Here is a 25,101-nt window from a genome sequence, read left to right on the forward strand (position 1 = left end):
GCCAACTGCCAACTGCCAACTGCCAACTGCCAACTGCCAACTGCCAACTGCCAACTGCCAACTGCCAACTGCCAACTGCCAACTGCCAACTGCCAACTGACTAAATTTCCTTTCGTTTCAACTCAGCTCTCCGCAATATGTAAGTAGCCGCACAATCAGCATGGGGATGGTCTGCTAAAACTTCCGCTAGTTCCAACACATATCCGGCGATATCCGGGCCCAGCTTCTCAGTCAGCACCTGACGTTCCCGAGCAGCGAGTTCTTGCACGCGGGCCTTAGCTTGCCAGTTGGGAGAAAACATCTTGTCAATCTCGGTGTGGAATCCCAGACTTTCGAGAATATCCCACTCGCCGTTATCGCACCAAATTCCTCCGCACAGCATACAGCGCTCTATGTAAAAGGGCACTCTGCTAAACGGAACCTTTGCCCGCGACAGATAGTGACCGTCTTCGGGACACAGTGCTGCTTTGCTGTCGTAGGGAGACGGCGTGAATTCTATGCCGAGAGTGCCAGTCGGCTGAGGCTTCTCGGATTTGTTGTACCAGAGGCTGTGTTCTTTCTGCCAAGCTTCGTATTCTTTGCCCGGAATCCAGATACCGTAACAGTTGGGACACCACTGCACCGACATACTGCCGGCTAAGGTGCCACCGTCTAAGTTGGGATGCTTGCATTTTGGACATTCCACCGCTTTATTTCTCCTTGCCTTATCTATATTCCCTGTTAATTCAGATACATTTAACCCGGTAAATCTAGGAATCCACCCAAATCTACTGTGTATGGCATAATCTGGAAAGCTTGCAGCTTACCAGACATGGAGGTATCCCTCAAAGCTTTCAACAGAATATTGAAAGCGCCGTTTAAATCCCTGTCCAGAGTGTGTCCGCATTCGGGACATTTAAACGTTTTTAAGCCGCCCAACTTGCTATGGATATGACCGCATTTTGAACAAGTCTTACTGGTGTACTCTTCTGTCACGTCTACTACAACACAACCGTACTTGGATGCTTGATGCTTCAACGTTTGTTTAAAACGATAATGACTCAAAGTCACCATCGCTCTAGCTGTCTTCGTGGCAAGTTTTCGCTTACCCTTTTTTACCATTTGCTGCGTTTCAAATGTTGGCAAGAAAATTAACTTATACTTGCTAACTAGGTAATTAGCCGCCTTATTGTGCAATTCCGAAACTAAGTTCTTAATCTTAACACGAATCCTTGCTGCTACTTTTCTCAATCGATACCGCAGCCGCTTAAACTGACTACCTTTGCTTTTTCCGAGCCGAGACATTAACTTGTCTAAATGTCTGGCTAACCGATAAATGCGACCGATATCACTTTTGCCTAATTTCAGTATATTATGACCGTCAAATCCTGTCATAAATGTTCTGATTCCCGGGTCTAAGGCAATCGCTAATTCGGATTGAGTCGGAGGCGGTGCAACAGTGTCAACCGCATAGCAGATAAACCATTGATCGTTGATAATACTAAGGGTTGGTTCGTGTTGCATTACCTCCACTATTGCTTCAGACGCTTTAAAAGACAAGCCTTTGGTTTCGCGCGGATAGAATGTGTTTGATTTCCAGTTCGCTGTTTGAAACCTAATAGTTTGAGTTGGTTCTTGACAACTTCTAAACTTGGCTGTACCTTGGGATTTACAAGCTGCTTTGTGTGCTTCGCAGGCTTGAAATACTGCTAGTTGACGCGGGTTGTATGGCTGTTGAGACACCCATTCAGGTGCTGAATCCATGATGCGTTTACGCAATTCATATTTACCGATTTTTTCATTTTTGAGAATGGCAATTGCTTGATTGTAACACCATCTGCTTGCGGCTATCCATGTCCGCCATTTCTGAGCTAGTTTTGTTTCCGGGTAGACTCTGATCTTTTTGGATAGTAGATTTGTCTTGACGCTGGGAGTAGAGTCCGCAATCGTCAGCCTGGATGATTCATAGGATATCTTCAACCATTTCTGGTTGGGGAGATAAGTCTGTTCGGCACAGAACCAGGAGTTAGCAATTTTGCTGTTGACAGATCCACTTGATAATATGGATCTGTCAACTCCTGGGCGCGAGTAGGTCAAAGCGATCGACGACCACAACTGTCTCGATATCTCCTGACATGACTTGTCCCAAAAAGGCAAGAATTTCTTTGCGTGTGAAGTTGAGTCCGTATCCAATGTATTGGAATTCGTCATACACGGTGGTTTTTTATTGATTACATACTATCAATGTCTACCGCTATCTTCAAGGAATTTACAAGAAATCGTTTACTATACGAAAACAGTTATTAATTTTGCATCTCGACGGGCCCGGGCGCACCAGAATTTTTTTGGAGCACCGCGCCGCAGTAGCCAATTAGCGTGTTAAGTCGCTCCGCCGTCGCAGTTTGCCTTGCGGATGCTGTTGCTGGCTGCTTCGCTACTTGCAAAAACGTGACATCTGTTCCCAATAACCGCAGTTGCTTGTGAATTTCCGTCAAATATGACTGTTCTGGGGGGGGTTCTGAGGCGTCTAACTCAGCGCTGGGGACTCTCATAATTTGGTTTCCGAAAAATTGTTGCACTTTTTTGTATTCGATCGCCAGCGCTGCCCGATCGACCTTATCCTGTGTAACAGTTCTTTGTAGCTGTTCGAGTGCTTGCTGTAATTCTTCGTAGCAATGGCGGCGGTCTTCGGACAATATCATGATTTTGTGAACAAATTTATATTTATAATCAAAGTAGATTCTTGCTTAAGGTTGGCTCAGATGAAGGAAAGCCGTGCCTTTTTGCAGCAATTCCCTGTTTTTTGAGAAAATTTCATCACTGGGGGCGTGACTCGATCGCTCTGGCTTCTGCTTTGAGTTTAGCGTTGCCTGTAAATGCCGATCGCCCGCTCCACCAAAAACAGGTACAGTGTCCTAATGCTCGCTAGAGTGGATATCTTCAAATTTTAGACCCTAGTTCCAGATTCATCTGTCGAGTCAAATCTCAAATCTCAAATCTCAAATCGACTGACCTCCACTGCTACCGCCAAAATATCCCCATTTTACCCGATCGATCGACCGCAGTGGCGGCAGTGGAGTCACTATATTTTCCTACCTGCGAGGGGGGGCGACTCGCAATTAGATAGGTATAGTTAACAGAAAAATTGACTATTTTTTTGAATTGCAAATTGTGGCATTCAATTAGTTTAGTATAACTAAACACATAATTTCGGCAATTCAACCGAAAACTGGCATTTAACCATTTGTATTTCTAATTTTTAAAGGTGTACCCCATGAACGCAAACACTCTGACTCCCTCGAATGCGATCGATCCTTGCATAGTTCCCGACTGGCTGCAAGAATGTCTGAATGCTCGATCGCAACCTGACGAAGCCCCAAATCCGAATTGTACGACGGACAACGGCTTAATTTGTCGGGCCTTTGAATTTGCCCGCGACTTGCACGAAGGACAGTACCGCAAATCGGGAGAACCTTATATTTGCCATCCCGTAGCTGTAGCTGGAATACTCCGATATATGGGCGGAAACAGCGCTATGATTGCTGCTGGTTTCCTCCATGACATTGTGGAAGATACAGATATTACTCTCGAAGAAATAGAACAGCGGTTTGGGGCAGAAGTGCGACAGTTAGTCGAAGGAGTCACCAAGCTTTCTAAGTTTAATTTTTCCAGCAAAACAGAGCGCCTTGCCGAAAATTTCCGCCGAATGTTCCTAGCAATGGCTAAAGATATTCGCGTGATTGTCGTCAAACTCGCAGATAGGCTGCACAATATGAGGACTTTGGAGCATTTGTCCGAAGAAAAGCAGCGCACCATTGCCCTAGAAACCCGAGAGATTTTTGCTCCCCTGGCGAACCGTTTGGGTATCGGGCGCTTTAAGTGGGAATTGGAAGATTTAGCCTTTAAATACCTGGAACCGGAAGCTTACCGCGAAATTCAGGACTTGGTGGCAGTCAAGCGGGGCGATCGAGAAACCCAACTTGCAGAAGTCACAGATTGTTTGCGAGACAGGCTTGACAATTTAGGCATTAAATGCTATGAAGTCAGCGGTCGTCCCAAACATTTGTACGGGATTTATGGGAAGATGCAGCGCAGGCAAAAAGGCTTTAACCAAGTGTACGATATTGCTGCGGTGCGGATCATAGTAGAAAGCAATGATGACTGTTATCGCGCATTGGCGATCGTCCACGATTCATTCCGCCCGATTCCCGGCCGCTTCAAAGACTATATTGGTTTACCAAAAGCCAACCGCTATCAATCGTTGCACACCGGAGTCATCGGCACCAGCGGCCGCCCCATCGAAGTCCAAATTCGCACCGTAGCAATGCACCACATTGCCGAATACGGCATAGCAGCCCACTGGAAATACAAAGAAACCGGCGGTTCCAATACCACAGTAACCGGCGACGACGAAAAATTTACCTGGCTGCGACAACTGCTAGAATGGCAAACCGATCTCAAAGACGATCGCGAATATTTACAAAGCATTAAAGACAACTTATTCGACGAAGATATCTACGTTTTCACTCCTAACGGAGACGTAATTGCTCTCAACAGCGGGTCAACACCCGTAGATTTTGCTTACCGCATTCACACAGAAATAGGCAATCGCTGCACCGGCGCCAGAGTCAACGGGCGAATGGTGACACTAGACAAGGTTTTAAAGAATGGCGACATTGTAGAAATCTTGAATCAAAAAAATGGCCATCCGAGTTCCGACTGGCTAAACTTTGTCAAGACAAACGGAGCAAAAAACCGAATTCGCCAGTGGTTAAAGCGATCGCACCGAGATGAAAACCTCGCTCGCGGGCGGGAATTGCTGGAAAAAGAATTAGGTAAAAACGGCTTAGAATCCTTGCTGAAATCTGAACCCATGCAATCAGTAGCTCAGCGCTGCAACTACCACAGCGTCGAAGATTTAATCGCAGGTTTGGGCTACGGCGAAGTCACCCTAAATCTCGTAGTCAACCGACTGCGAGATTTAGTCAAAGTGCAGCAAAAAATAGAAGCTGCACCCGCAGGAATCCAGGAATCGCCAGTACAAATACCTGCATCAGCCGCACCCAAACCCGTACCGAGTTCATCTCCGAGCAAATCGCCGATCGCAGGTGTAGAAGGATTGCTGTATCATTTAGCCGGCTGTTGCTGTCCGATTCCCGGCGAATCAATTATTGGAGTAGTGACTCGCATCCGAGGAATTTCGATTCACCGACAAGGCTGTTCAAATGTTGAGAGTGTACCGGGTGATAGATTAGTTCCTGTGAGTTGGAATTCCACCAACCGCAATGAATCTCGCCCCAATACTTATCCGGTTAACATTCAAGTCGAAGCGCTCGATCGAGTGGGAGTTCTCAATGATGTATTATCGCATTTAAAAGACAACAAAGTGAACGTCCGCAGCGCTCAAGTCAAAACATATCCAGGATTGCCGGCATTAATTGACTTGTGCATGGATATCCAGGATAAAGAACAGTTCGAGCGGACTTGTATGCAGATTAAAAATATGAGCGATATTTTGAATTTGCGGAGGCTGAGTGAAGCTGAGTGAAGGAACTTAAGAAAGACGGCGGTTGAAACCAGGTTTAGAAAAAATGAAGAAAGACGGCGGTTAAAACCGCGGAGTTTACGGGCACACAAACAAAGTCCGCCTCCGCGGACTGAAGAAGATCACATAATTTTAACCGTTCCTTCTTCAACCTGCGAAGGCAGGTTTTGTCTGTATAGACGCGAATTCTATTCGCCCGGTCTTCTGAAGAAGATCACATAATTTTAACCGTTCGTTCTTCAACCTGCGGAGGCAGGTTTTGCTTGTATAGACGCGAATTCTATTCGCCCGGTCTTCTTCGAGACGCACCCGATTGTAGGTTTGTAGTGAGGACTTTAGTCCGCAAAAAGAAGGACTAAAGTTCTCACTACAAACCTATAGTTGATATTTTGCTCGACATGATATCCAACCATTTTTTGCATAATTCGTGCCTTTATTTCGCCGGAGTTGCAGGCTTGGACTCACCCAATTTTTGCTGCAAAAACTGCCGCGCTAATTGTGTGGCATCCTGCTGTTTCCCATCAACTTGATAGTTGAGTTGGCGCATATCTTCCTCGGAGATTTTGCCGCCCAACTCTGCGAGCACTGGACGCAATTCGGGATATTTTTCCAAAATTTGCGATCGCACAACCGGCACAGCTTCATAGGGCGGGAAATAGTTCTTATCATCTTTGAGCACTACCAAACCCAAACTTTGAATCAAACCATCGGTTGTGCCTCCAGCAATCACATCTACTTCTTTTTGTTGCAGTGCTTGATAAAGCAATCCTAACAGCAACTCCTTCGGTTCTTCCGCAAATTTAATCCCGTAAGTTTTAGCCAATCCGGGAAATCCATCTTCTCTATCTTTGAATTCCGGCCCGAAACCAGCGCGCAATTTTGGTGCAGCTTTACCCAATTGCGAGAGATTTTGCAAGTTAAGTTTTTTGGCATCGTCTCCCCGCAAAATAATCGCAAAACTGTTATTAAATCCCAGGGGTTCAGTCCATTCGGCTTTAAACTGTTTGGGATATTCTTGTTTGAGGTAGGCGAGGACTTTTTTGGGGTCAGAAATCGGCTTTTGTTTGAGAATGTTGGTAAAACCTGTACCCGTATATTCGACGTACAAGTCAATTTTTCCTGCTGTTAGGGATTGATGGCAAAGCGAGCCTCCGAGGTTGAGTTCGCGTTCTACTTTAATATCTGTTTTGGCTTCGATGTGCTGTGCTAAAATTTCTGCAAGGATGACTTGTTCGCTAAAGTCTTTTGAGCAAATAACAACTTGTTTTTGAGAACTCGAATTGCAGCTTGTAACTGCGAACAAGCAAAGCAATGATAAACAGGAAGATAAAAAATTGATTTTTGATATTTTCATTTTTTTATTGTAACATTTATGTAGATAGATACAGGAGAAAATATGCTATTGAGTGTCAGGGATACGATCCGGGAGCAGCGACAATTTTTTGCTACTGGGAAAACTAAAGATGTGGATTTTCGGATCGAACAACTCAAAAATCTCAAAAGTGCGATCGTCTCCAATCAATCACGGATTGTGGATGCTGTCAAGGCTGATTTGAACAGGCCGGAGTATGAGGCTTATTTTGAAATTGCTGCGCTCGCAGAAGTTAATTATGCCATCAAAAACGTTGAATCGTGGGCCAAGCCCAAAAAAGTGCCAACACCGATCGATCAATTCCCCGCCTCAGCCCGGATTTACCCGGAACCTTTGGGCGTCGTTTTAATCATCGGGCCTTGGAATTACCCGTTTCAGCTCATGATATCACCTTTAGTCGGGGCGATCGCCGCCGGCAACTGCGCCATCCTCAAACCCTCAGAAATCGCCTCGCACACGTCGAAAGTTGTCGCGGATATGATTCTCACAGCCTTCGATCCCGCCTACATCGCAGCCATCGAAGGAGGAGTTGAAATCAGCCAACAATTATTAGCCGAAAAATTCGACCACATCTTCTTTACCGGAGGCACAAAAATCGGTAAAGTAGTCATGGAAGCCGCCGCCAAACACCTCACACCTGTCACATTAGAATTGGGTGGCAAAAGTCCTTGCATTGTAGACTCAGACATTCAAGTTGAATATACTGCAAGACGCATTGCGTGGGGCAAATTTATCAATGCCGGTCAAACTTGTATTGCTCCAGATTACCTGTTAGTTGACAAAAAAGTTAAACCCGCTTTGATGCAAGCAATTAAAACATCAATTCACGAATTTTACGGCGAAGATCCGCAGAAAAGTCCCGACTATTCCCGAATTATCAATCAGCATCATTTAGGACGTTTGGCAGAGTTTATCAAAGATGGTGAAATTGTCGCGGGCGGTCAAACTAACGTCGAAGACAAATATATTGCGCCGACGGTAATTGACAAGGTTTCCTGGGATTCGCCGGTGATGCAGGATGAGATTTTTGGCCCGATTTTGCCCGTTTTGGAGTATGAAGAGTTCTCAGAGGCGATCGCCCAAATCAACGCCCACCCCAAACCGCTAGCTTTGTATTTGTTCTCAAAGGATAAGGAGAAACAAGAACGAGTTTTGCGCGAAACTTCTTCCGGCGGAGTTTGCATCAACGACACGGTGATGCAAGTCGGAGTTACAACTTTACCTTTTGGCGGAGTTGGCGACAGCGGTATTGGTAGCTATCATGGGAAAGCCAGTTTTGATACTTTTTCACATCAAAAAAGCGTGCTGCAAAAGTCATTTTTACTTGACTTTAAATGGCGCTACGCTCCCTATCTAGGCAAGTTGGATTTGATTAAGAAAATTATCGGTTGAGCGAACGACTACTTGTTTCAATATCATCGGGGCGTGATTTCACCAACATCTACAATACAAATAAGATCGCGGTGTTATTCCGCCCAGATTATCCATAATCTGACAATATATAGCCTTTCTCAAAAAGATGAGGTATGACTGATAGCTTATATAACCAGTTCCACTAAGAGGGCTGAAGCCCAACAACGTACCTCATATGAGAGCTAGATCCGCTATAACTTGATAAACCAACAATATGAACGAGAATTTACCAGAAATATTAGCTGAACTGCGCCACTACTTTAATGATTTGTACGGCGACAGACTTGTGCAGTTAATTCTCTACGGTTCCCAAGCCAGAGGAGATGCGAAACCAGATTCTGATATTGATATTTTGGTTGTATTGGACGAACCTGTGAGTGCTGGCAAAGAAATCGCTCGCACGAGTGAATTTGTTGCTGCTTTGTGCTTAGATCGTACTGTAGTAATTTCCCGGGCTTTCGCCTCCGCAGCACGTTTTCAGCAAGAGAGAAGTCCTTTCTTTCTAAATGTTCGCAGAGAAGGAGTATTGATTTGATACCAGAACAAATTGCTTTTTTAACCAAAGCCGTTGAAAGCTTACGAGCAGCTAAGTTGTTAGCTGGATCGAATAGGTTTGTAGTGCGGACTTTAGTCCGCAGAATTTGATGCGGACTAAAGTCCTCACTACAAACCTTTTGAATTTAACGAAATTAGATGCTGGGAAATCAGCCACCTGCTTAATATTGCTTGAGTTAAAATAAAGTCAGTTATTCCCCTAAATTCTTATGTTTCCTAAATATCCCGTGCCTCAAACAGAGCCGCCCCGATCGCCCAGAGAAACGCTTCCCACGATGTACGATCTACCCAGCGAAAATCCGGAGGAACCTGGTTTGCCTGATGAATTTCACGGCTTGCAACCGCAGTTGCTGAGCTACACTTTCCGCCCTTCCACCTATTCGGCTTCCCAAATATTTACCGGGAGCGACATGAATCTTTATTATGACGTGCGTCACCCGCTTTGGTACAAGCGCCCGGATTGGTTTGGAGTTGTCGGAGTTTCCCGATTGTATGATGAAGTTGATATGCGGCTGAGTTATGTCATTTGGCAAGAGGGTGTGAATCCTTTTGTGATTGTAGAATTGCTCTCGCCGGGAACAGAAAAAGAAGATTTGGGAGAAAACGAGGGGCAAAATATACCGTCTGCACCTGAACAAATAGCAGGTAATGGTAACATTAACCACGAACCGAGTTCGGAAAAGCCGCTCAGAAAATGGGAAGTTTATGAGCAGGTTTTGCGAATTCCTTATTATGTTGTTTTCAGCCGCTACACTAATCGATTGAGGGCTTTTAAATTGGATGGCGCTCGCTATGAAGAATTAGAACTGTCTGACTCGCGCCTGTGGATGCCTGAGATTGATTTAGGCTTGGGTTTGTGGCACGGGGATTATCTGGGAGTCGATCGACTGTGGTTGCGCTGGTACGATAGTGAAGGCAATTGGATTCCGACTCCCGAGGAGCGAGCCGAGCAGGCACAAGAGCGTGCCGATGAGGCACAAGAGCGGGCAGATGAGGCACAGGAGCGTGCAGAGATTGCCGAAACTCGCTTACAATCTTTGATCGAAAGGCTGCGGGAATCTGGCATCGATCCCGATCGATTTTTGAACGGTTAATACTGAATTGGGCGGAAAAAGAGAGTGCGATCGCTCTTTGATGAATTATCCGAAAAAACGGGCGATCGAACATTTATTTACATCAGGCTGACGCACAACGATCGTGCTATAATTAAAGTTGGTAAGTGTTCGATAGCGAGCCAGAGACAATGAGTAAAACTGTAGAAGTAACTGTAGTCAAGCAACCAAAGCAATTAAAAGACTATTTTGATTTTTGGGCGGCTGATGATATTCGCATTAAAGAGACCCGCATTGGGATCGAGGATATTCTCGATGAATACATTTATGGTAAGAAATCACCAGAAGTCATAGCAGAGCTGTTTCCCACAGTAACTTTAGAGCAAATTTACGCTACAATTTTTTACTATCTACAAAATCCAGAAATTGTAGAAAAGTATGTAGAAGATTGGTTAGAGTACACTCTAAAAGCACAGGCAGAACACGATAAAAATCCTCCGCCTGTTGTCTTACGGCTTCGGAAGTTAAAAGCAGAAGGCGATGCGAATCGGGCAGCAGCACAATAAATGGCAATTCAGTACCTTATAGATGAAAATATGCCGTCCTTGTATCGCGAACAGCTATTGCGTCATCTACCAAATTTAATTATCCACACGGTTGGCGATTCAGGTGTGCCACCTAGAGGTACACTAGATCCAGAAATTATAGTTTGGTGTGAAAAAAATGGTTTTTTACTCATTACTAAGAACCGCCGCTCAATGCCATTTCACTTGGCAGATCATTTAAGCACAGGTCATCATTTACCAGGAATTTTGGTACTTCGCCGTCAAGCAGATGTTGGTCAAGTGATTGCTGATTTAGTATTAATTGCAGAAGCGGCTGATGATGATGAATATCTAGATCGCATTAGTTATGTACCTTTAGCTTAATCCTAATAGAATACCCAGAAAACTATCATCGAACTAAAAAGCAATTTATGCCCACCCTATTGCAAGAAAAATGTGCCGCCTGCCTCCCAAACTCTCCCCGCGTCACAGCTTACGAAATTGTCCAACTCAAACCTCAAATTCCCGACTGGAATTTGATTGAAAAAAATGGCATTCCCCAGTTAGAGCGCACTTACAAGTTCCCGGATTTCAAAAGTGCGATCGCCTTTACTAACAGTGTAGGCGAAGCAGCAGAAACAGAAGGGCATCACCCCGCACTGTTAACCGAGTGGGGAAAAGTTACCGTTACTTGGTGGACTCACTCGATTTCTGGACTACACCGGAATGATTTTATTATGGCCGCGAGAACAGATGCGATCGCACATCAATTCTCAACCTAAAATCAGATCTATCGGCTAATGATAGTTTCAGATGTCGGAGCGCCGAATACGGGTGAATGTTGTTGATTCGTATTCAACAATTCCAGATTCAGGCGGTAGCCGACATTCCGCACAGTTTGAATTAGACTCGGCTGTCGCGGGTCGATTTCGATTTTTTTCCGCAGAGAGAGTACGTGAGTGTCGATCGTGCGCGGGTTGTCAATCGCATCCGGCCACGCCCGACGCAGCAAATCGGAGCGCGACAAAGGCACTCCTCCAGCTTGAGCCAGCACGTACAGCAGGCTGAATTCCTGGGGAGTAAGCTCGATGTGTTCCTCATGCAGCCTGACTCGGCGCTGTACCAAGTCAATTTTTAGCCGCCCGCACTCCAGCATCGCGGGCGGTACCATTGTGCGGTTGCGGCGCATCAGGGCTTCCACCCTAGCCATAAATTCTTGCATCCCAAACGGTTTAGTCAGGTAATCGTCGGCGCCCGACTTCAAACCCTCCACAATATCCGCTTCTGAATTTCGCGCTGATAGCATCAAAATCAGCGATTGCTGCTGCTGTTGAAGCCAGCGGCAAAATTCCAAACCGTCCCCATCAGGCAATTGGGCATCAAGAATCACTAGGGTTGGCTGGCGGCTGAAAAATATTTCCCTAGCATGACTGATATCCGCTGATTGGTGCACCCAGTGACCGACTTGCTGTAAATGCCAGCCCAAGAGCGATCGCAGGTGCGGATTTCCTTCAACAATTGAAATACTTGCAGATCCCACAACGGCGAGCTTCCCTTATCACTAATGGGTACCAGGTTAACAGAGCTTTTGTCAAGGTTTTGTAACCATGGCTACTCAAGCATAAGCTGCGTTTAAAGCGACGAACAAACTTCTAGTATCAATTTTAAAGATTTGGTCAAATTGCGATCGTCAGACCTGAGAAAGGTTAAATCATTCTGGCGGTGAGCTTACAATGAAAATAATATAGCTTACAGCCGATCGAGCCTATGACCTAGCCACCTGCTTTGACCGAACCCCCCGACAGGGTATCCACTCCCAGGAAGTTGACAAATCGCGTAACTGAAACTAAAATGCGTGCAACCGTTCGCTCGGTAGCCGGAACACTCACTCAGTTCGATCGCCAAATTCAGCAACATCCCGATTCTATTAAACGCACGGTGAATTATTTAGGTGCGCGCCAAAGAGTCGAGCCACTGCATAGCAGCAAGTGAAATTTTTTATGGAGGGTAGCCTGTTGAGCAGGGTAAAAGCTTTTATTTAGCAATCGCCTCTCTTCTGAGCTTGCTCAGTATGAATCCGGGCAGTTCCTAAATCCCGCCGTCATTATACACCACAAAGGATTTCAAACTCAGACCATGCTACAAGATACCCAAACAATCCGGCACTACCAAAAACTCACCGACGCTCTCGTCGAAATGTGGAATAGAGGTTATCGTTTCGATGACCTGCGGCTTTACTTAGATGGCTACCTCGCAGCCCTGCGACATTGTAACAGCCTGGAACCCTATCTGATTCACAGATTAGAGGAAGAAGCAGCGCGTTACATTCACGATACTTCCAATTTTGAAATGCCACAGACACAAACGCAAGCTGAATCAGACTATTATTAAACACCAAATTTGGTTTAATAAACCCGCTGATTATTTGGGCATCGGGCATCGGCAAAAGAGGGAATCGGGAATCGGGAATTGGTTATTTGTGATTTCCTGCTTTTTCCTTCTTCCTTCTTGCTTCTGCTATAAATGAACCTAATTCAACGTAAAACCCGGTTGCTATTAGATCCCCGGCTTCTTGAAGAAGTCGGGGCTATGTTTGTTCTGTCTGATTTTAAACAGTGGGCAATTGACAATTGTCCGCTAGCGGGTTTAACTTCCCCACTTCAGGAATGTGGCGTGGGGGAGTGGAGTTTAAATCCCCATAAAAAAACCTCACGCTTCACACTTTACTGTCAACTGTCAACTGTCAACTGTCAACTGTCAACTGTCAATTGTTTAAGAAGCCAAAGCGACTTCTACAACTTCTTGCAATTCGCCCTTTTGATACATCTCGATCAGAATATCCGAGCCGCCAAGAAACTCGCCATTGATATAAACTTGGGGAATTGTCGGCCAGTTGGAATACTCTTTAACGCCTTGACGAATTTCTTGGTCTGCCAAAACATCAACTGTTTCGTAAGGCACTCCCATCGTATTGAGAATTTGCACCACAGTATTAGAGAAACCGCACTGTGGCATTAACTTATTGCCCTTCATGAACACCATGATTTTGTTTTGCTTAACCAATTCGTCAATTCTTTCATGTGCTGTACTCATGGTATCTCCTAATATTGTTTGAAAATTTTTAAACGTTGACAGTAGTTTCTGATGAGGCAGAAACCGGGTTTTTAACGAAAATTTCTCGTTACCAGAAAGAATTGGTTGAAAGCCCCAAGTCTTTGAGGGAGAAATTAAAATCAGACTATTGATTACTCCAATCCTCGGACTTAAGGGTAGAGGTCGCTATCAAACTGTCAACTGTCAACTGTCAACTGTCAACTGTCAACTGTTGAAAGCCATAGATTCCGGTGCAAAAGCCGATTTCTTTGGTTAGCAACTGTTTCTCAAGCGACTATTGACACAAGCACAAACTTGCGATAATTGCGACTAAAAAACTAAGCAACTTCACTTTTGGCTGCCCATTCTGCCGGAGTTAAGGTTTCCAACGCCAAAGCGTGGATAGCTTCACTAGCCATTGCCTGTTTGAGAGCTCCGTAAACCAGTTGGTGTTGCTGTACTCGGGTTTTCCCTTCAAAGGCAGCAGAGACTACTCTCACCTGGTAGTGATCGCCGCCTCTCAAATCCTCAACTTTTAGCTTAGCGTCTGGTAATCCAGTCTGAATCATTTCTGCTACTTGAGACGGTGTAACCATTGGTATTTGTGATAAAGGGCTGTATTGAGTATTTTAGTGGAACTATTTGTTAGACGATCGCGGTTGAGTTGCCGCAGGCCGGGGATAGGGGGCATCCACAAAGCCCAATTCCAGTAACTGCTGGTAAGCTTTTTTACCCAAGTCGCGAGTTGGCTGTTGCGATCGAATAATCTGAATCAGTAGGGGAACAGCCAGTTCCGGCTTATTTTGTGCGCGGTGTACCAACGCCAGCCGGTAGGTAGCTTCGTCGCGCATTTGGGCTGTTTCCACAGCTTTGGTGCGGTTGCTGTCGGCCAAGCGGATGTCAATTCCGGCAAAACTGCTGCCCAGTTGCTGGTAGAAGTTGGAGAGTTGATTGAAAATTTGGCGGGATTCTTGAAGTTTTTGAGCCGCCAGCGTGTAATTTTGACTGGAAATAGCACCACTGGCTTCTGTCATCAAACGCTGACCTCCGGCAATGCTCAGTACGCTGCTGTCTGGGGTGACAGGGCGGAGGTTGTTGGGGTCTGTGGGGTCGTCGGCGGGTTCGACTTGCGGTTGGTTATCTGGCCGAGAAGGTTGTTGTGCTTGGGCTTGGAGCGGTTGCAACAGGGTCAAAACTGCGATCGCCCCGATCGTCATCCGGGCGGTGAAGCGAAGCCAGCAAACAGTTGCAGAGTATACCATGAAATTACTTTGCGCCTCGGCGCTTTAAAAAGATATTTAGCTTGAGCCGATCTTACCATTGGCGATCGCAACCGGCTAAGTGTAAACCAAATTTGTTCAAATGTCAAAGGGTGCGATCGATTTTGGATTAAACAAAGGAAATCGTGGGGGATGGGACATATCCCGGCGATTTAGTCCCGGAGGCAGAAACCGGGTTTTTTTACCTAAATACTGCATTTGAGGCTTTAAAATTGGTGAAAAACCCGGTTTCTTTGGTTTTGATGCGTAAGTTTCGATCTAATTTAACAATAAAATGAACCATGAATATCACAATCGAGAAAACAGTCTACGGTCAACTGCTGGCGAAATCTCAGCCTAAGCCCATCCTGAACGAAGAAGATAACGATCTTGCCCTCGCAGAAGTCGATTTTCTGATGTCTAAGGAAGAATTAACACTAGAAGAAGAAACTTTACTGAGTCTCTGGGGAATCTTGATCGAAGAATACGAATCAAAATATTACCCAATTCCAGAAGCGACTCCCCAGGATGTTCTCTTGCATCTCATCGAGGTTCGCGAACTCAAACAAGCCGATTTAGTGGGTGTGATTGGTTCCAAAGGAGTAGTCTCTGAGGTGGTTAATGGAAAACGGGCGATTAGCAAGGCGCAAGCTAAGGCGCTGGGAGAATTCTTTAACGTTAATCCTAGCGTGTTTATTTGATGGGAGTTGTTCGATATTTGTCGATAGGCCTTTTTTGGGCGGGCTAGAAGCCCAACCCCTACTCCCCACCAGAAGATTCAGTCTTTGTGGAACAGGCATCTTGCCTGTTTTTCAGAGATATAGTAAATACTGGATCAAAACTGAACAGGGGCATTTCTAATGACACAACCGATCGCACTTTCCGCAAATACCTTACAAAATTATCAAGGTATCGGAGTTCCCGAAGCAAGTCTGGCAGTGATTTTGCAGCGCGGCGGCGATGAATTGTTGCTGTCAAAAGTTCCAAACCGCTTTACAGTCCGTCCGTCAGCGACAGCATCGACATCAAATAATTGGGCTGCAACAAATCAGGCAAAACTTAACCGTCGCGTCGGCCAAAGTAATCTGGAAGAATATCTAGTGGCGCCGGAAAACCTAGATGCAGCAATGCAAGCCGCCCGCGCCAGCGATGCTGTAGTTTTTGCTAGCCATGTCTATTGTCCCGCAAACAATCCGAGCACATTCTTTTATTTAACCGATCGAATTACTATTCAATTTGGCGAACAAGTAAACGAAGAATCGCGAAGTGCGATCGCCAATGCAGCAAATTTAACAATAATCCGGCCAGTCGAAGGCATTCCCAATACCTTCGTCTGCGAAGTCACCAAACAAGCAACCGAAAACCCGATTAAAATTGCCAACCGCTTGACAAGATATCCAGAAGTTTTGGTGGCGGAACCCAATATTATCCTAGAAACTCAGCAACATTATACACCCCGCGATCCGCTTTATCCCAAACAGTGGTATCTCAATAACAAAGGCGGTGACGGAGTTGTCAGCGGCGCTCAAATTTATGCAGAACCAGCTTGGGATATGACTCGCGGCGTGCGATCGATCGTAATTGCGATCGCCGATGATTCAGTCGATCTGACGCACCCCGATTTTCAAGGCCAAGGCAAAATCGTCTCGCCCATCGATTTCAAAGACGGCGACACTTCCCCGATGCCGGTTGCTGAATCGGACAACCACGGGACAAGTTGCGCCGGTGTCGCCGCTGCGGAAGAAAACGGTAAAGGTACTGTCGGCGTCGCCCCCGGATGCGCCGTGATGCCCATCCGTACCACGGGTTTTCTCGATGACGAGTCGATCGAAAAAATCTTCAATTGGGCGATCGACAAAGGCGCCGCCGTCATCTCTTGCAGTTGGGGGCCTGGGGCAGTTTACTATCCGCTTTCCCTACGCCAAAGCGCCGCTATCACCAAAGCAGCAACCCAAGGGCGGGGCGGCAGAGGCTGCGTGATTCTGTTTGCTGCGGGGAATGCCAACCGCCCCGTTAACGGGACTGTGGACGAGAAAGGCTGGCCAAATAACGTTGTGGGCGGCAAAACTAATTGGCTAGCAGGATTTGCCGTACACCCCGATGTAATTGCGGTGTCTGCTTCCACTTCCCTCAACAAAAAAGCAGCCTACAGCAATTGGGGCACCAGCATCTCGGTTTGCGCGCCCAGCAACAACGCACCGCCTGGAACCTGGCTACCAGAAACCGGATTTATTGCGACTGCGCCGGAGGTGTCGGAGTATTTGCCAGGTTTGGGGGTGTTTACTGCCGATCGCGTCGGGGTTGCCGGCTACGACTCGGGGGACTACACCGATAGCTTTGGCGGCACTTCTAGCGCCACTCCAGTAGTCGCTGGAGTTGCAGGTTTAGTGCTTTCGGCAAACCCCCGTTTGACGGCGCGGGAAGTGCGGGGAATTATCGAACAAACTGCTGACAAAATTGTCGATGTTGATGCCGATCCGCAGTTGGGGAATCGCCTGGGAAATTACGATGCTAATACTCGCCGCAGCGATTGGTTTGGTTACGGGAAAGTGAATGCTTTAAAAGCTGTGCAAGCTGCGGTGAGAAAGGCTGGCGGCAATCCAAATATCGGCGGTTCCAGGTTCAGCGATATTTCTGGACATTGGGCAGAAAAGTTTATTGAAGCTTTGGCTGCGGCGAATATAATTAGCGGTTTTCCTGATGGTTCTTTCGGGCCTGACAACAGTTTAAATCGCGCTCAATATGCGGCGCTTTTGGTGAGTGCATTTAGTCCGATTCCGAAGGCGGCGGCTACCAATTTTATTGATGTTTCGGCGAGTTTTTGGGCGAGAAGTGCGATCGATCGGGCGAATCGGGCGGGGTTTTTGTCGGGGTTTCCGGGGTTGAAGTTTGGCCCGAATCAGAATTTGACGAAGACAGAGGCGATCGTATCTTTGGTTAATGGTTTACAACTTAAGGGTGGCAATCCCGATATTTTGAAAGTTTACACCGATCGCAATCAAATTCCTAATTTTGCTTTAAGCGCCGCAGCCACAGCAACAGCTTTGAAGATTGTAGTAAACTATCCGGCGCGCGATCGGCTTTCTGGGCAGCGAGACATCACCCGGGCTGAGATTTCGGCTTTGATTTACCAGACATTGGTAGCAATTAATCGCGCCAAGGCGATCGACTCTCCTTACATTGTCTAGCCACTCCCGAACCGCTGTTGGGCATACCGAATTATTCTGGTCATCTTCAGGCGGTTCGCGAGTAATATCGCCGTTCGTAGTGCGGACTTCAGTCCGCAGCATATTGCGGACTGAAGTCCGCACTACGAACAGTTTTTTGTTATGGTAATTGACCCCACATGATATTAAGATATATCCACAAAAAAGACGGTCGAATAATTCTATTGTGTCCGATCTGCGATCGATTAATCGCAGTAAAGTGTCGCCAGTCAGATACACTAATGGCGATCGCCCTCAAAACCATTTGATGCTATGTGGCACAAAATTGCAGCACACATCTCCCAAGCAACCGGAGACACATTTTCAATAGACAACCGCCGTTCAGTCAGCGGTGGCTGCATCAACCAAGGCTATGCTATCAACAGCAGTACCCGCACTTATTTCGCCAAAATCAATCAAGCTTCCCAAGTCGCCATGTTTGAAACTGAGGCGCTGGGTTTGCAGCAAATGGCCCAAACTCAGACTATTCGCCTTCCTCAACCGATTTGCTGGGGAACTGAGGGCAATTCTGCCTATATTGTATTGGAATGGCTGGATTTGCGAAGTGGCGGGGGCGAGATAGCCTGGGCCCAAATGGGACGCAAACTGGCTCAAATGCACAAATACACCCCCCCCAGCCCCCCCTTGCTAAGGGGGGGAGAAAAGGCGAATTCATCCTTGCTAACGGGGGGAGAAAAGGCGAATTCATCCTTGCTAAGGGGATGTTTTGGTTGGGATAGGAATAATGCGATCGGCTCAACTCCTCAAATTAATAACTGGACTGCTGATTGGGCAGAATTTTGGACAGAACATCGGATTGGTTATCAGTTACAGTTGGCTAGGCGTCGTGGTGGAAATTTCAGTCGAGGGGAAACTTTGCTAGCAGCTATTCCCAAGTTATTGGAGGGTTACAAACCTCAACCTTCCTTAGTTCATGGGGATTTGTGGGGAGGAAATGCCTCGGTAACTGCTGCGGGGGAACCAGTAATTTTTGACCCCGCGACTTATTGGGGCGACAGAGAAGTCGATATTGCGATGACGGAACTTTTCGGCGGTTTTTCCCCAGCATTTTATCGAGGTTATAATGAAGTTTGGTTGCTGGATTCAGGCTATGAAAAGCGCAAAACGCTTTACAACTTATATCATATTTTGAATCACTTTAATTTGTTTGGCGGGAGTTACGAGTCGCAGGCAAATCAAATAATTAATAAAATTTTGGGTTAAGATTTCAATATTAATTGGATTAGAGGGAATCACAAATGAAGTTTTGGCACTGTTGTACCAAACTGGGATTTATAGTTTTGTTTTTGAGCAGCATCGGGGCTGAGAATGCTTTAGCTGCTTTACCGTTACAGGTGGGAATTTATCACGGCGGCGGTTCTCGATACATTCAGATTGCTCAAACAGAAAAGAGAATCTGCTTCAAAGGCTTTTCTTCTAACGGAGTTACTGTGGCTTCCGTTACGGCGGATACTAACCGCAAAGATTTTTACAAAATCAACGGATTTGACGGTACGTTTCTGTCGCAACAAGATACAGATACTGTCTTATTAGGCCCGGTAAATCAGTTGATTAAGTATGTGGCAGATTATGGTTTTGCTAGAGATTTAGATGATGATTTGCAGGAGTGTCTTAGTTCCCAGAAGCCATTCTTTAAACAAAAATCAGGGGGCAGAGGTTCTCGCTAAAATTATTAATTGCTGTGGCTGTCATCACGAGTTACAGGCAAGTCAAATGATTAATAGAATTTTGGGTTAAACTATTAATGAGTTTTTCTATGATAAGCTGTTCTACATTTAAATTGTGGATTAAAAATCAATAAAGATATTGTGGAATGGGCTTCTAGCCCGTTCCGAGCATCCTATTTAAATGCTGCCCCAGCTTAGAAGCGCTCTAATATTGAAATTGACTCAATTCAATATCGGGACACGACATTGCCGTGTCCCTACCAGTCAAGTTACTTACTTTTGTTTAGCCGCCGCTTTCTTCTTCGCTTCCTTCTCGGATTTCTTGGCAGCTTTCTCAGCTTCAAGTTTGGCGAACTTGGCTAGTTCTTTCTCTTCAGTTATTTTGTCCAGATAGTAATGGTAATCTCCCAGATAAGTCCGAAACTCGCCGTCTCGAACTTCTACTATTTTGTTAGCGACTTGAGAGATAAAATAGCGATCGTGCGAAACGATAATTACAGTGCCGTCGTAATTCTTAATCGCCTCTTCCATCATCTCCTTCGCGGGAATGTCGAGGTGATTTGTCGGTTCGTCCAAAATTAGCAAGTTCACAGGTTCCAGCAGCATTTTTGCCAAAGCCAGACGGGCTTTTTCTCCACCGCTTAAAGCGCCAACGTGTTTGAATACTGTTTCACCGTTAAACAAGAACCGCCCCAACAAAGTCCGAACTTCTTCATTTTTCCAGTCGGGTACTTCGTCGTGAATGGTTTGCATCACGCTTTTATTCAAATCTAAGGCTTCTGCTTGATTCTGTTCAAAGTAACCGGGGATGACGTTGTGGCCTCCCATTTTTACCGTACCTTCGGTGGGCGTTTCTAAACCCATGATCAGGCGCAGCAATGTAGATTTTCCGGCACCGTTGGGGCCGAGAAAGGCTATGCGATCGCCTCTTTCAATTAATAAGTCTGCTCCCAAAAATAGGATTTTCTCGCCGTAGGTGTGTACTAAGTTTTCAATTATGGCTACTTCGCGGCCGCTGCGGGGTGCGGGGGGAAACCGGAAATGCAAGGTTTTTAAGCCGCCGGTGGGGGCTTCGATGCGTTCGATTTTGTCTAACTGTTTCTCGCGACTTTTGGCTTGGGTACTGCGTGTGGCGCTGGCGCGGAATTTTTCAACGAATGCTTGCTGTTTTTCTAGTTCTTTTTGCTGGCTTTCGTAGGCGCTGAGTTGGGCTTCGCGCGCTTCTGCTTTTTGCAGGAGGTAGGATGAGTAGTTGCCGAGGTAGGTGCTGGAAACGCCACGTTCTGTTTCGACTATTTGGGTGCAGAGCCGATCGAGAAATTCGCGGTCATGGGATACGATTACCATTGGGGTTGTCAGCCCTTTGAGGTAAACTTCCAGCCATTCGATCGTTTCTAAGTCGAGGTGGTTGGTAGGTTCGTCTAACAGCAGGATATCGGGTTTTTGGAGGAGAATTTTACCTAAACTCATCCGCATTTGCCAGCCGCCGCTGAAAGCGCTGACTAATCGATCGCCATCTTCTTGCTCAAATCCGATTTCTGGTAAAATTTTCTCGATTTGGGCTTCTAAACCGTAGCCGTTTAAGCCTTCAAATTGCCGTTGTAGCCGATCCATTTTGTGGATCATGTTGTCGAGATTTTCTGGGGTGGCGGCTTCGAGCTCTCGGTGCACCTCCATTAGGGATTCGTGGACTTCGTTGGCTTCGCTGAATGCGCGCCAAAATTCTTCCTTGACGGTGCGGGTGGGGTCGATTTCAAATTCTTGGGAGAGGTAGGCGATGTGGAGGCTGGCGGGGCGAATGACTTCGCCTGAGGTGGGTTCCATTTCGCCGGCGATGATTTTGAGTTGGGTGGATTTGCCGGCACCGTTGACGCCTACTAAGCCGATGCGATCGCCCGGTTTGACTTCCCAGGTGACATCTTTGAGTACGACGCCTGTGGGGTAAATTTTACTGATGTGTTCGAGTCGCAGCATTGTTGTGGGGACTGGGGAAGGGGAGGTTTAGCGGCGGATGGGATGCCGGCGCTGAGGTCGAGTTAATCTTAACAAATTTTAATTAAATTTAGTCATTGGCAAGATTTGGGTTTGGGCGGGCGATCGGATTTTGGATTTTAGATTTTATAGCCCTGGGCGCGCGGGTAGCGAGAAACCGGGTTTTTTAGGAAAATACTTGTCACAAAGCCCCAGATTCTCGAAAAACCCGGTTTCGAGGAGTGTATGAGTGCGATCGCATTTGGGGAAGTTGAGGAAACAGGGCTACCGTGCTGTTTCAGATTGAATTTCTCGAATTATGGTTGAAACTTCTTCTTCTGAATCTAGATGTCGTGCCAAAACTTGGGCTGTTGCTTCCAGGAGGCGATCGCTAAACAATTTTGTTAAATCTTCCCGCAAACCTTGCCCAATGTAAAACTTGAGTAAAGCAGACAAAGGCATATCTCGATGCAGTGCTACTTTGTTTAGGGATTCTCAAGTATCTGTTGGGATTTCGATTGATACTGTTGTTGGGCGCGATCGGACTTTTAATGTCAGTTCTTCTTCAATGTTGTCATTTTGGGAGTAGCTGGGCATAAATATCATCCTCGGTATTATCCCAAATTGCATCTAGCGATACTCGGCTTGTCTGAAGCCAGAATTCAGACTGATCATCAGGTAGGAATTTTACCAGAATCCTTGCACCTTCAGGAATTTCTGTTGGTTCCAACAATTCAATTTTGCCTTGGCGAACGATCGCCCAAACTGTCTTTAGCATAATAGGGTGACTCCAAAATTATTCGGGTCGTATCTCAGTATATCCGATACGTTGAGGACTTGCGGAATCATGACTGATAGTTCGATCGGGCGATCGCACTGAGGGCGGGCGAGTTTTGGGTTTGTTGGGACTTGACGAAATGGCGATCGCACTTCAACAGCCTTTTTGCAAGCAATTAGAGAAGGTGGGGAAGAAGTGAGGAGAGAAGTGCGATCGTTGCCTCTATTCTAAAATTTTATGTTCATGAAAATTCGCCTAATTACTCATTTCTGAATCGGCGATCCAATTTCACCGCTCTTGATTTTTGGCTCGCGGATCATAGTTTTTGCATATTGATCTGCTTTTGACTTATTGAGGAAGGAAGCTACTTGTATAGATTCACGACCTACAGATTCTCTATACACTAGAAAAGCATCACGACAATAGGTTTGTTGGATATATTTCAAAGTAGATTCATCAGTACGATTTACAAAAACTGGATACCAAGTTTTGACACCGCCTGGAGGTTTATCTCCACATTGATCCAAAGGAGATGGGCGTTTAATTGATTGAGTCGTGCTATTGTTATTCAGTGGCTTGGAGTTTTGTGGTATGCGGCTAATGCTCCCCCAAATTTTCCCTATTAAGAGTAAAAATATAACAACTGCTAAACACTTCCATAAAAGCCTGTTAGGTTGCGATTCAGGTCGCGATTCAGGTCTAGATCCAGGTCTAGATCCAGGTCTATGAATTCTAAGCGGAGCCGATGGTCGGCTTGGATCAACAAGATACCTCCCTGCATTAGGATGCGCTCCACAATGCAAACATTTTAAATGAAAATGGTTATGACAACTACGACATTTGAAGTATTTATCGTTCTCAGGAATAGAACTCCCACAAGTATAGCAACGCTCTACCACCTAAATTTACCTCAAAATCAACCATGCTTCTCTTATTGAATCTTGGCTACTGAACACAACACGCACTAAATGATTATGTGGAATGTTTAGCTCGGTAGGGGCAAATCCGCTTCTTATTTCGGCTGTGAAGTCCTTCGGAACTAATGACTGGTTGTTGCAGGAAGGACATTTTAGTCTCTTAAATTTTCCAAGCGGTATAGGTGCTATCTCCTGAGTACAGCTACACTCATTACAAACCGCTGAATATACTATCTCTTTGTCATGCCATAGTTCTACAACATCAGCATCTATAGCAGTCGCTACTTTGTTTTTAATCTCTTCTACTTTGGTTGTTATTTCTAAATCGATAGGGAGTATTTTCAATTCTTCAAATACATGATCATGACCGGGACATTCCTCTTTTTTGTCAATTTTAATACTTTTCAAGATAGTATTTTGTTCAGAACTGTACCAGTATAATATACCAGTTCTAGACACAGATTCTGATTTTTTTTCATGCAGTAGCCTGACACATTCTTGAGTAGCGATACCTGCAATTACGGCGGCTGTTGTTATAACCATTGGAATTTTTGGTTCTTCAGATACCAATCCAATTTTTAGACAGCTATACTTTTCTGATAAACGACGGTAATCCGCCATGTACCAGCCACATTCAAGACACGATCCTAAAGGGGGAGCCATTACAAACACGTTGCCTAGAAGACTATCTATACCTGTGTCTATTAAAAGGATTTGATTCAGCCAGCAGTATCTATTCACCCACATTCGAGCTTCTAAATTATCCACAGCCAAGATGACACAGTTAAAGTTACTATATTCCAAGTTACCAATGTCATGTACGACATCACAGGTACGCCCTGAAACCTGGATGTGCGGGTTAATTTTTAAAGCGCGTTTAGCGGCTGTCTCTGCCTTGGGCTGGTCAATATCTTCTCCTTGGAACAAAACACTTCTACTCAGGTTTACCTCTTCAACCTTATCACAATCTATTATGTTGATGTTGCCGACCCCAAGTAAAGCTAAATTTTTGATTATTTCATTGCCAGTAGTACCAGCTCCTACAACTAATATTTTTGCCTCCCTGATAATCTTTTGATCCCAGCCATTAATCATTTCTTGTCTAGCAGTTCTATTCATCTCAACCTCCATCAACAGTCTGTATAATCTGAGAATATGGTACTGGTACAGTGCTTTTGTTTTGGCTATTCACAACCTCAAATAAGATACTCTGGGTATCGGGTTTGGCTACCAAGTAATAATTACCATCGTATTTTGGCAACCCTTTGACTTGATCGATGTTATGCAAGTCAGACCCCGAACAATAAAACCCCACAGGAATTAGTTCTTCTCCATTAACTTCTCTTATTGCTGTAGGTGGATTCCAGAAATCCCAAAAGCTTTTCCACTTTGGTTTTCCTACTGTATTGATTCTAATAAAAGTATAGCCAGCCATGTTAATTATAGTTCCCAAAAGAACTCCTTCTGAAAATTCAGAAACATTGGCAGCATTTAATCTATTTATTAACTTTTGAGAAGCCATGAGAATAGGTAAAGTTTTGTTGAATGTATGATGACCAGACCGTAGTCTGTCAGTTATATTCAAGACATCTTGTACAATTTCAATTTCTGTTTCTGTTATTGAGTGCTGGTAATTGCTCAACTAGGGGAAAAAATGGAGCCATCAGTAGAGAGAGCTTGTTGAATAGATTGATAAGCAGTTAAACCCTGACGCTTGCCAGTATTGAC

The 25,101-nt window shown here is 45.5% G+C and carries 29 protein-coding genes; 14 read left to right on the forward strand and 15 right to left on the reverse strand.

Annotation, left to right across the window (positions count from 1 at the left end; genetic code table 11):
- Positions 1-100: 100 nt before the first annotated feature.
- The 3 genes from JGK14_RS14765 to patD form a co-directional block, all read right to left on the reverse strand.
- Positions 101-685, reverse strand: coding sequence for a TFIIB-type zinc ribbon-containing protein (locus JGK14_RS14765; RefSeq protein WP_293175894.1), 585 nt, complete (start codon positions 683-685; stop codon positions 101-103).
- 50 nt (positions 686-735) lie between these two features.
- Positions 736-2,190, reverse strand: coding sequence for an RNA-guided endonuclease InsQ/TnpB family protein (locus JGK14_RS14770; protein ID WP_293175895.1), 1,455 nt, complete (start codon positions 2,188-2,190; stop codon positions 736-738).
- A gap of 92 nt (positions 2,191-2,282) precedes the next feature.
- Positions 2,283-2,681 carry a heterocyst frequency control protein PatD gene (patD, locus tag JGK14_RS14775; protein WP_293175897.1) on the reverse strand — a complete coding sequence of 133 codons (399 nt, stop codon included), beginning with the start codon at positions 2,679-2,681 and terminating at the stop codon, positions 2,283-2,285.
- A 41-nt stretch (positions 2,682-2,722) separates the two neighbouring features.
- On the opposite strand from patD, the gene JGK14_RS14780 reads away from it, so the two are divergent.
- The gene (locus JGK14_RS14780; protein WP_293238859.1) at positions 2,723-2,908 is read left to right on the forward strand and encodes a hypothetical protein; all 186 of its coding nucleotides are present in this window, start codon (positions 2,723-2,725) and stop codon (positions 2,906-2,908) included.
- Positions 2,909-3,253: 345 nt separating this feature from the next.
- A complete protein-coding gene (locus JGK14_RS14785; RefSeq protein ID WP_293217459.1) occupies positions 3,254-5,527 on the forward strand; it encodes a RelA/SpoT family protein in 2,274 nt (757 codons plus the stop codon).
- A 430-nt stretch (positions 5,528-5,957) separates the two neighbouring features.
- Here JGK14_RS14785 and JGK14_RS14790 read toward each other — a convergent pair whose 3' ends face one another.
- Entirely contained in the window at positions 5,958-6,827 is an 870-nt protein-coding gene (locus tag JGK14_RS14790) for a glycine betaine ABC transporter substrate-binding protein (protein WP_325315217.1), read from the reverse strand.
- 93 nt (positions 6,828-6,920) lie between these two features.
- Between JGK14_RS14790 and JGK14_RS14795 the strand changes: the two genes are divergently transcribed.
- The 6 genes from JGK14_RS14795 to JGK14_RS14820 all read left to right on the forward strand — a co-directional run bounded on the left by JGK14_RS14795 (position 6,921) and on the right by JGK14_RS14820 (position 11,243).
- On the forward strand, positions 6,921-8,288 hold the full coding sequence (locus tag JGK14_RS14795) for an aldehyde dehydrogenase (protein ID WP_293175905.1): 1,368 nt from the start codon (positions 6,921-6,923) through the stop codon (positions 8,286-8,288).
- Between the two features lie 235 nt (positions 8,289-8,523).
- Positions 8,524-8,844, forward strand: a complete 321-nt coding sequence (locus JGK14_RS14800; protein WP_293175907.1) for a nucleotidyltransferase domain-containing protein — start codon at positions 8,524-8,526, stop codon at positions 8,842-8,844.
- Positions 8,845-9,073: 229 nt separating this feature from the next.
- A complete protein-coding gene (locus tag JGK14_RS14805) occupies positions 9,074-9,958 on the forward strand; it encodes a Uma2 family endonuclease (RefSeq protein ID WP_325315218.1) in 885 nt (294 codons plus the stop codon).
- A gap of 149 nt (positions 9,959-10,107) precedes the next feature.
- Positions 10,108-10,482 carry a DUF433 domain-containing protein gene (locus tag JGK14_RS14810; protein WP_293312643.1) on the forward strand — a complete coding sequence of 125 codons (375 nt, stop codon included), beginning with the start codon at positions 10,108-10,110 and terminating at the stop codon, positions 10,480-10,482.
- Positions 10,483-10,845 carry a DUF5615 family PIN-like protein gene (locus JGK14_RS14815; protein ID WP_293175914.1) on the forward strand — a complete coding sequence of 121 codons (363 nt, stop codon included), beginning with the start codon at positions 10,483-10,485 and terminating at the stop codon, positions 10,843-10,845. It begins immediately after the preceding gene.
- A 47-nt stretch (positions 10,846-10,892) separates the two neighbouring features.
- Entirely contained in the window at positions 10,893-11,243 is a 351-nt protein-coding gene (locus tag JGK14_RS14820; protein WP_293175916.1) for a 4a-hydroxytetrahydrobiopterin dehydratase, read from the forward strand.
- An 8-nt stretch (positions 11,244-11,251) separates the two neighbouring features.
- On the opposite strand, the gene JGK14_RS14825 is transcribed toward JGK14_RS14820, so the two are convergent.
- Positions 11,252-12,001, reverse strand: a complete 750-nt coding sequence (locus tag JGK14_RS14825; protein ID WP_293175918.1) for a response regulator transcription factor — start codon at positions 11,999-12,001, stop codon at positions 11,252-11,254.
- Positions 12,002-12,312: 311 nt separating this feature from the next.
- On the opposite strand from JGK14_RS14825, the gene JGK14_RS14830 reads away from it, so the two are divergent.
- Positions 12,313-12,453 carry a hypothetical protein gene (locus tag JGK14_RS14830; RefSeq protein ID WP_293175920.1) on the forward strand — a complete coding sequence of 47 codons (141 nt, stop codon included), beginning with the start codon at positions 12,313-12,315 and terminating at the stop codon, positions 12,451-12,453.
- Positions 12,454-12,597: 144 nt separating this feature from the next.
- Positions 12,598-12,852, forward strand: a complete 255-nt coding sequence (locus tag JGK14_RS14835; RefSeq protein ID WP_293175922.1) for a DUF6761 family protein — start codon at positions 12,598-12,600, stop codon at positions 12,850-12,852.
- 381 nt (positions 12,853-13,233) lie between these two features.
- On the opposite strand, the gene grxD is transcribed toward JGK14_RS14835, so the two are convergent.
- From grxD to JGK14_RS14850, 3 genes are all read right to left on the reverse strand, one after another.
- Positions 13,234-13,554 carry a Grx4 family monothiol glutaredoxin gene (gene grxD, locus JGK14_RS14840; RefSeq protein WP_293175924.1) on the reverse strand — a complete coding sequence of 107 codons (321 nt, stop codon included), beginning with the start codon at positions 13,552-13,554 and terminating at the stop codon, positions 13,234-13,236.
- Between the two features lie 338 nt (positions 13,555-13,892).
- Positions 13,893-14,150: a BolA family protein gene (locus JGK14_RS14845; protein WP_293175926.1), complete on the reverse strand. Its 258-nt coding sequence runs from the start codon at positions 14,148-14,150 to the stop codon at positions 13,893-13,895.
- Positions 14,151-14,192: 42 nt separating this feature from the next.
- Positions 14,193-14,816 (reverse strand): hypothetical protein, encoded by a 624-nt coding sequence (locus tag JGK14_RS14850; protein WP_293175928.1) that lies wholly within the window; start codon positions 14,814-14,816, stop codon positions 14,193-14,195.
- Positions 14,817-15,115: 299 nt separating this feature from the next.
- Between JGK14_RS14850 and JGK14_RS14855 the strand changes: the two genes are divergently transcribed.
- From JGK14_RS14855 to JGK14_RS14870, 4 genes are all read left to right on the forward strand, one after another.
- A complete protein-coding gene (locus JGK14_RS14855) occupies positions 15,116-15,514 on the forward strand; it encodes a helix-turn-helix domain-containing protein (RefSeq protein WP_293217468.1) in 399 nt (132 codons plus the stop codon).
- Between the two features lie 159 nt (positions 15,515-15,673).
- Positions 15,674-18,001 carry a S8 family serine peptidase gene (locus JGK14_RS14860; protein WP_325315219.1) on the forward strand — a complete coding sequence of 776 codons (2,328 nt, stop codon included), beginning with the start codon at positions 15,674-15,676 and terminating at the stop codon, positions 17,999-18,001.
- 291 nt (positions 18,002-18,292) lie between these two features.
- A complete protein-coding gene (locus JGK14_RS14865; RefSeq protein ID WP_325315220.1) occupies positions 18,293-19,243 on the forward strand; it encodes a fructosamine kinase family protein in 951 nt (316 codons plus the stop codon).
- Between the two features lie 35 nt (positions 19,244-19,278).
- A complete protein-coding gene (locus JGK14_RS14870) occupies positions 19,279-19,707 on the forward strand; it encodes a hypothetical protein (RefSeq protein ID WP_293175936.1) in 429 nt (142 codons plus the stop codon).
- Positions 19,708-19,980: 273 nt separating this feature from the next.
- Here JGK14_RS14870 and JGK14_RS14875 read toward each other — a convergent pair whose 3' ends face one another.
- The 7 genes from JGK14_RS14875 to JGK14_RS14905 form a co-directional block, all read right to left on the reverse strand.
- Complete coding sequence (locus JGK14_RS14875; protein WP_293175938.1) at positions 19,981-21,681, reverse strand: ABC-F family ATP-binding cassette domain-containing protein; 1,701 nt, start codon at positions 21,679-21,681, stop codon at positions 19,981-19,983.
- A gap of 282 nt (positions 21,682-21,963) precedes the next feature.
- On the reverse strand, positions 21,964-22,134 hold the full coding sequence (locus JGK14_RS14880) for a hypothetical protein (RefSeq protein ID WP_293189602.1): 171 nt from the start codon (positions 22,132-22,134) through the stop codon (positions 21,964-21,966).
- Positions 22,135-22,252: 118 nt separating this feature from the next.
- On the reverse strand, positions 22,253-22,456 hold the full coding sequence (locus tag JGK14_RS14885) for a hypothetical protein (protein ID WP_293189601.1): 204 nt from the start codon (positions 22,454-22,456) through the stop codon (positions 22,253-22,255).
- On the reverse strand, positions 22,450-22,608 hold the full coding sequence (locus JGK14_RS14890) for a hypothetical protein (protein WP_293189600.1): 159 nt from the start codon (positions 22,606-22,608) through the stop codon (positions 22,450-22,452). The genes JGK14_RS14885 and JGK14_RS14890 overlap by 7 nt, the downstream gene beginning before the upstream one ends.
- Before the next feature lie 111 nt (positions 22,609-22,719).
- Positions 22,720-22,983 carry a hypothetical protein gene (locus JGK14_RS14895; RefSeq protein WP_293202736.1) on the reverse strand — a complete coding sequence of 88 codons (264 nt, stop codon included), beginning with the start codon at positions 22,981-22,983 and terminating at the stop codon, positions 22,720-22,722.
- Positions 22,984-23,361: 378 nt separating this feature from the next.
- Positions 23,362-24,492: a ThiF family adenylyltransferase gene (locus tag JGK14_RS14900; protein WP_293189599.1), complete on the reverse strand. Its 1,131-nt coding sequence runs from the start codon at positions 24,490-24,492 to the stop codon at positions 23,362-23,364.
- A gap of 1 nt (position 24,493) precedes the next feature.
- The gene (locus JGK14_RS14905; RefSeq protein WP_325315221.1) at positions 24,494-24,895 is read right to left on the reverse strand and encodes a hypothetical protein; all 402 of its coding nucleotides are present in this window, start codon (positions 24,893-24,895) and stop codon (positions 24,494-24,496) included.
- Between the last annotated feature and the right edge of the window lie 206 nt (positions 24,896-25,101).

It is taken from the genome of Microcoleus sp. PH2017_28_MFU_U_A (assembly GCF_020738035.1).
Taxonomy (GTDB): domain Bacteria; phylum Cyanobacteriota; class Cyanobacteriia; order Cyanobacteriales; family Microcoleaceae; genus Microcoleus.

Coding starts and splice junctions, on each gene's coding strand:
- patD (WP_293175897.1), bottom strand. CDS start 2,681: ATGATATTGTCCGAAGACCGCCGCCATTGCTACGAAGAATTACAGCAA.
- JGK14_RS14905 (WP_325315221.1), bottom strand. CDS start 24,895: ATGGCTTCTCAAAAGTTAATAAATAGATTAAATGCTGCCAATGTTTCT.
- JGK14_RS14900 (WP_293189599.1), bottom strand. CDS start 24,492: ATGAATAGAACTGCTAGACAAGAAATGATTAATGGCTGGGATCAAAAG.
- JGK14_RS14870 (WP_293175936.1), top strand. CDS start 19,279: ATGAAGTTTTGGCACTGTTGTACCAAACTGGGATTTATAGTTTTGTTT.
- JGK14_RS14800 (WP_293175907.1), top strand. CDS start 8,524: ATGAACGAGAATTTACCAGAAATATTAGCTGAACTGCGCCACTACTTT.
- JGK14_RS14815 (WP_293175914.1), top strand. CDS start 10,483: ATGGCAATTCAGTACCTTATAGATGAAAATATGCCGTCCTTGTATCGC.
- JGK14_RS14785 (WP_293217459.1), top strand. CDS start 3,254: ATGAACGCAAACACTCTGACTCCCTCGAATGCGATCGATCCTTGCATA.
- JGK14_RS14810 (WP_293312643.1), top strand. CDS start 10,108: ATGAGTAAAACTGTAGAAGTAACTGTAGTCAAGCAACCAAAGCAATTA.
- JGK14_RS14805 (WP_325315218.1), top strand. CDS start 9,074: ATGTTTCCTAAATATCCCGTGCCTCAAACAGAGCCGCCCCGATCGCCC.
- JGK14_RS14885 (WP_293189601.1), bottom strand. CDS start 22,456: ATGCTAAAGACAGTTTGGGCGATCGTTCGCCAAGGCAAAATTGAATTG.
- JGK14_RS14795 (WP_293175905.1), top strand. CDS start 6,921: ATGCTATTGAGTGTCAGGGATACGATCCGGGAGCAGCGACAATTTTTT.
- grxD (WP_293175924.1), bottom strand. CDS start 13,554: ATGAGTACAGCACATGAAAGAATTGACGAATTGGTTAAGCAAAACAAA.
- JGK14_RS14820 (WP_293175916.1), top strand. CDS start 10,893: ATGCCCACCCTATTGCAAGAAAAATGTGCCGCCTGCCTCCCAAACTCT.
- JGK14_RS14860 (WP_325315219.1), top strand. CDS start 15,674: ATGACACAACCGATCGCACTTTCCGCAAATACCTTACAAAATTATCAA.
- JGK14_RS14835 (WP_293175922.1), top strand. CDS start 12,598: ATGCTACAAGATACCCAAACAATCCGGCACTACCAAAAACTCACCGAC.
- JGK14_RS14875 (WP_293175938.1), bottom strand. CDS start 21,681: ATGCTGCGACTCGAACACATCAGTAAAATTTACCCCACAGGCGTCGTA.
- JGK14_RS14865 (WP_325315220.1), top strand. CDS start 18,293: ATGTGGCACAAAATTGCAGCACACATCTCCCAAGCAACCGGAGACACA.
- JGK14_RS14855 (WP_293217468.1), top strand. CDS start 15,116: ATGAATATCACAATCGAGAAAACAGTCTACGGTCAACTGCTGGCGAAA.
- JGK14_RS14850 (WP_293175928.1), bottom strand. CDS start 14,816: ATGGTATACTCTGCAACTGTTTGCTGGCTTCGCTTCACCGCCCGGATG.
- JGK14_RS14770 (WP_293175895.1), bottom strand. CDS start 2,190: ATGACGAATTCCAATACATTGGATACGGACTCAACTTCACACGCAAAG.
- JGK14_RS14830 (WP_293175920.1), top strand. CDS start 12,313: ATGCGTGCAACCGTTCGCTCGGTAGCCGGAACACTCACTCAGTTCGAT.
- JGK14_RS14845 (WP_293175926.1), bottom strand. CDS start 14,150: ATGGTTACACCGTCTCAAGTAGCAGAAATGATTCAGACTGGATTACCA.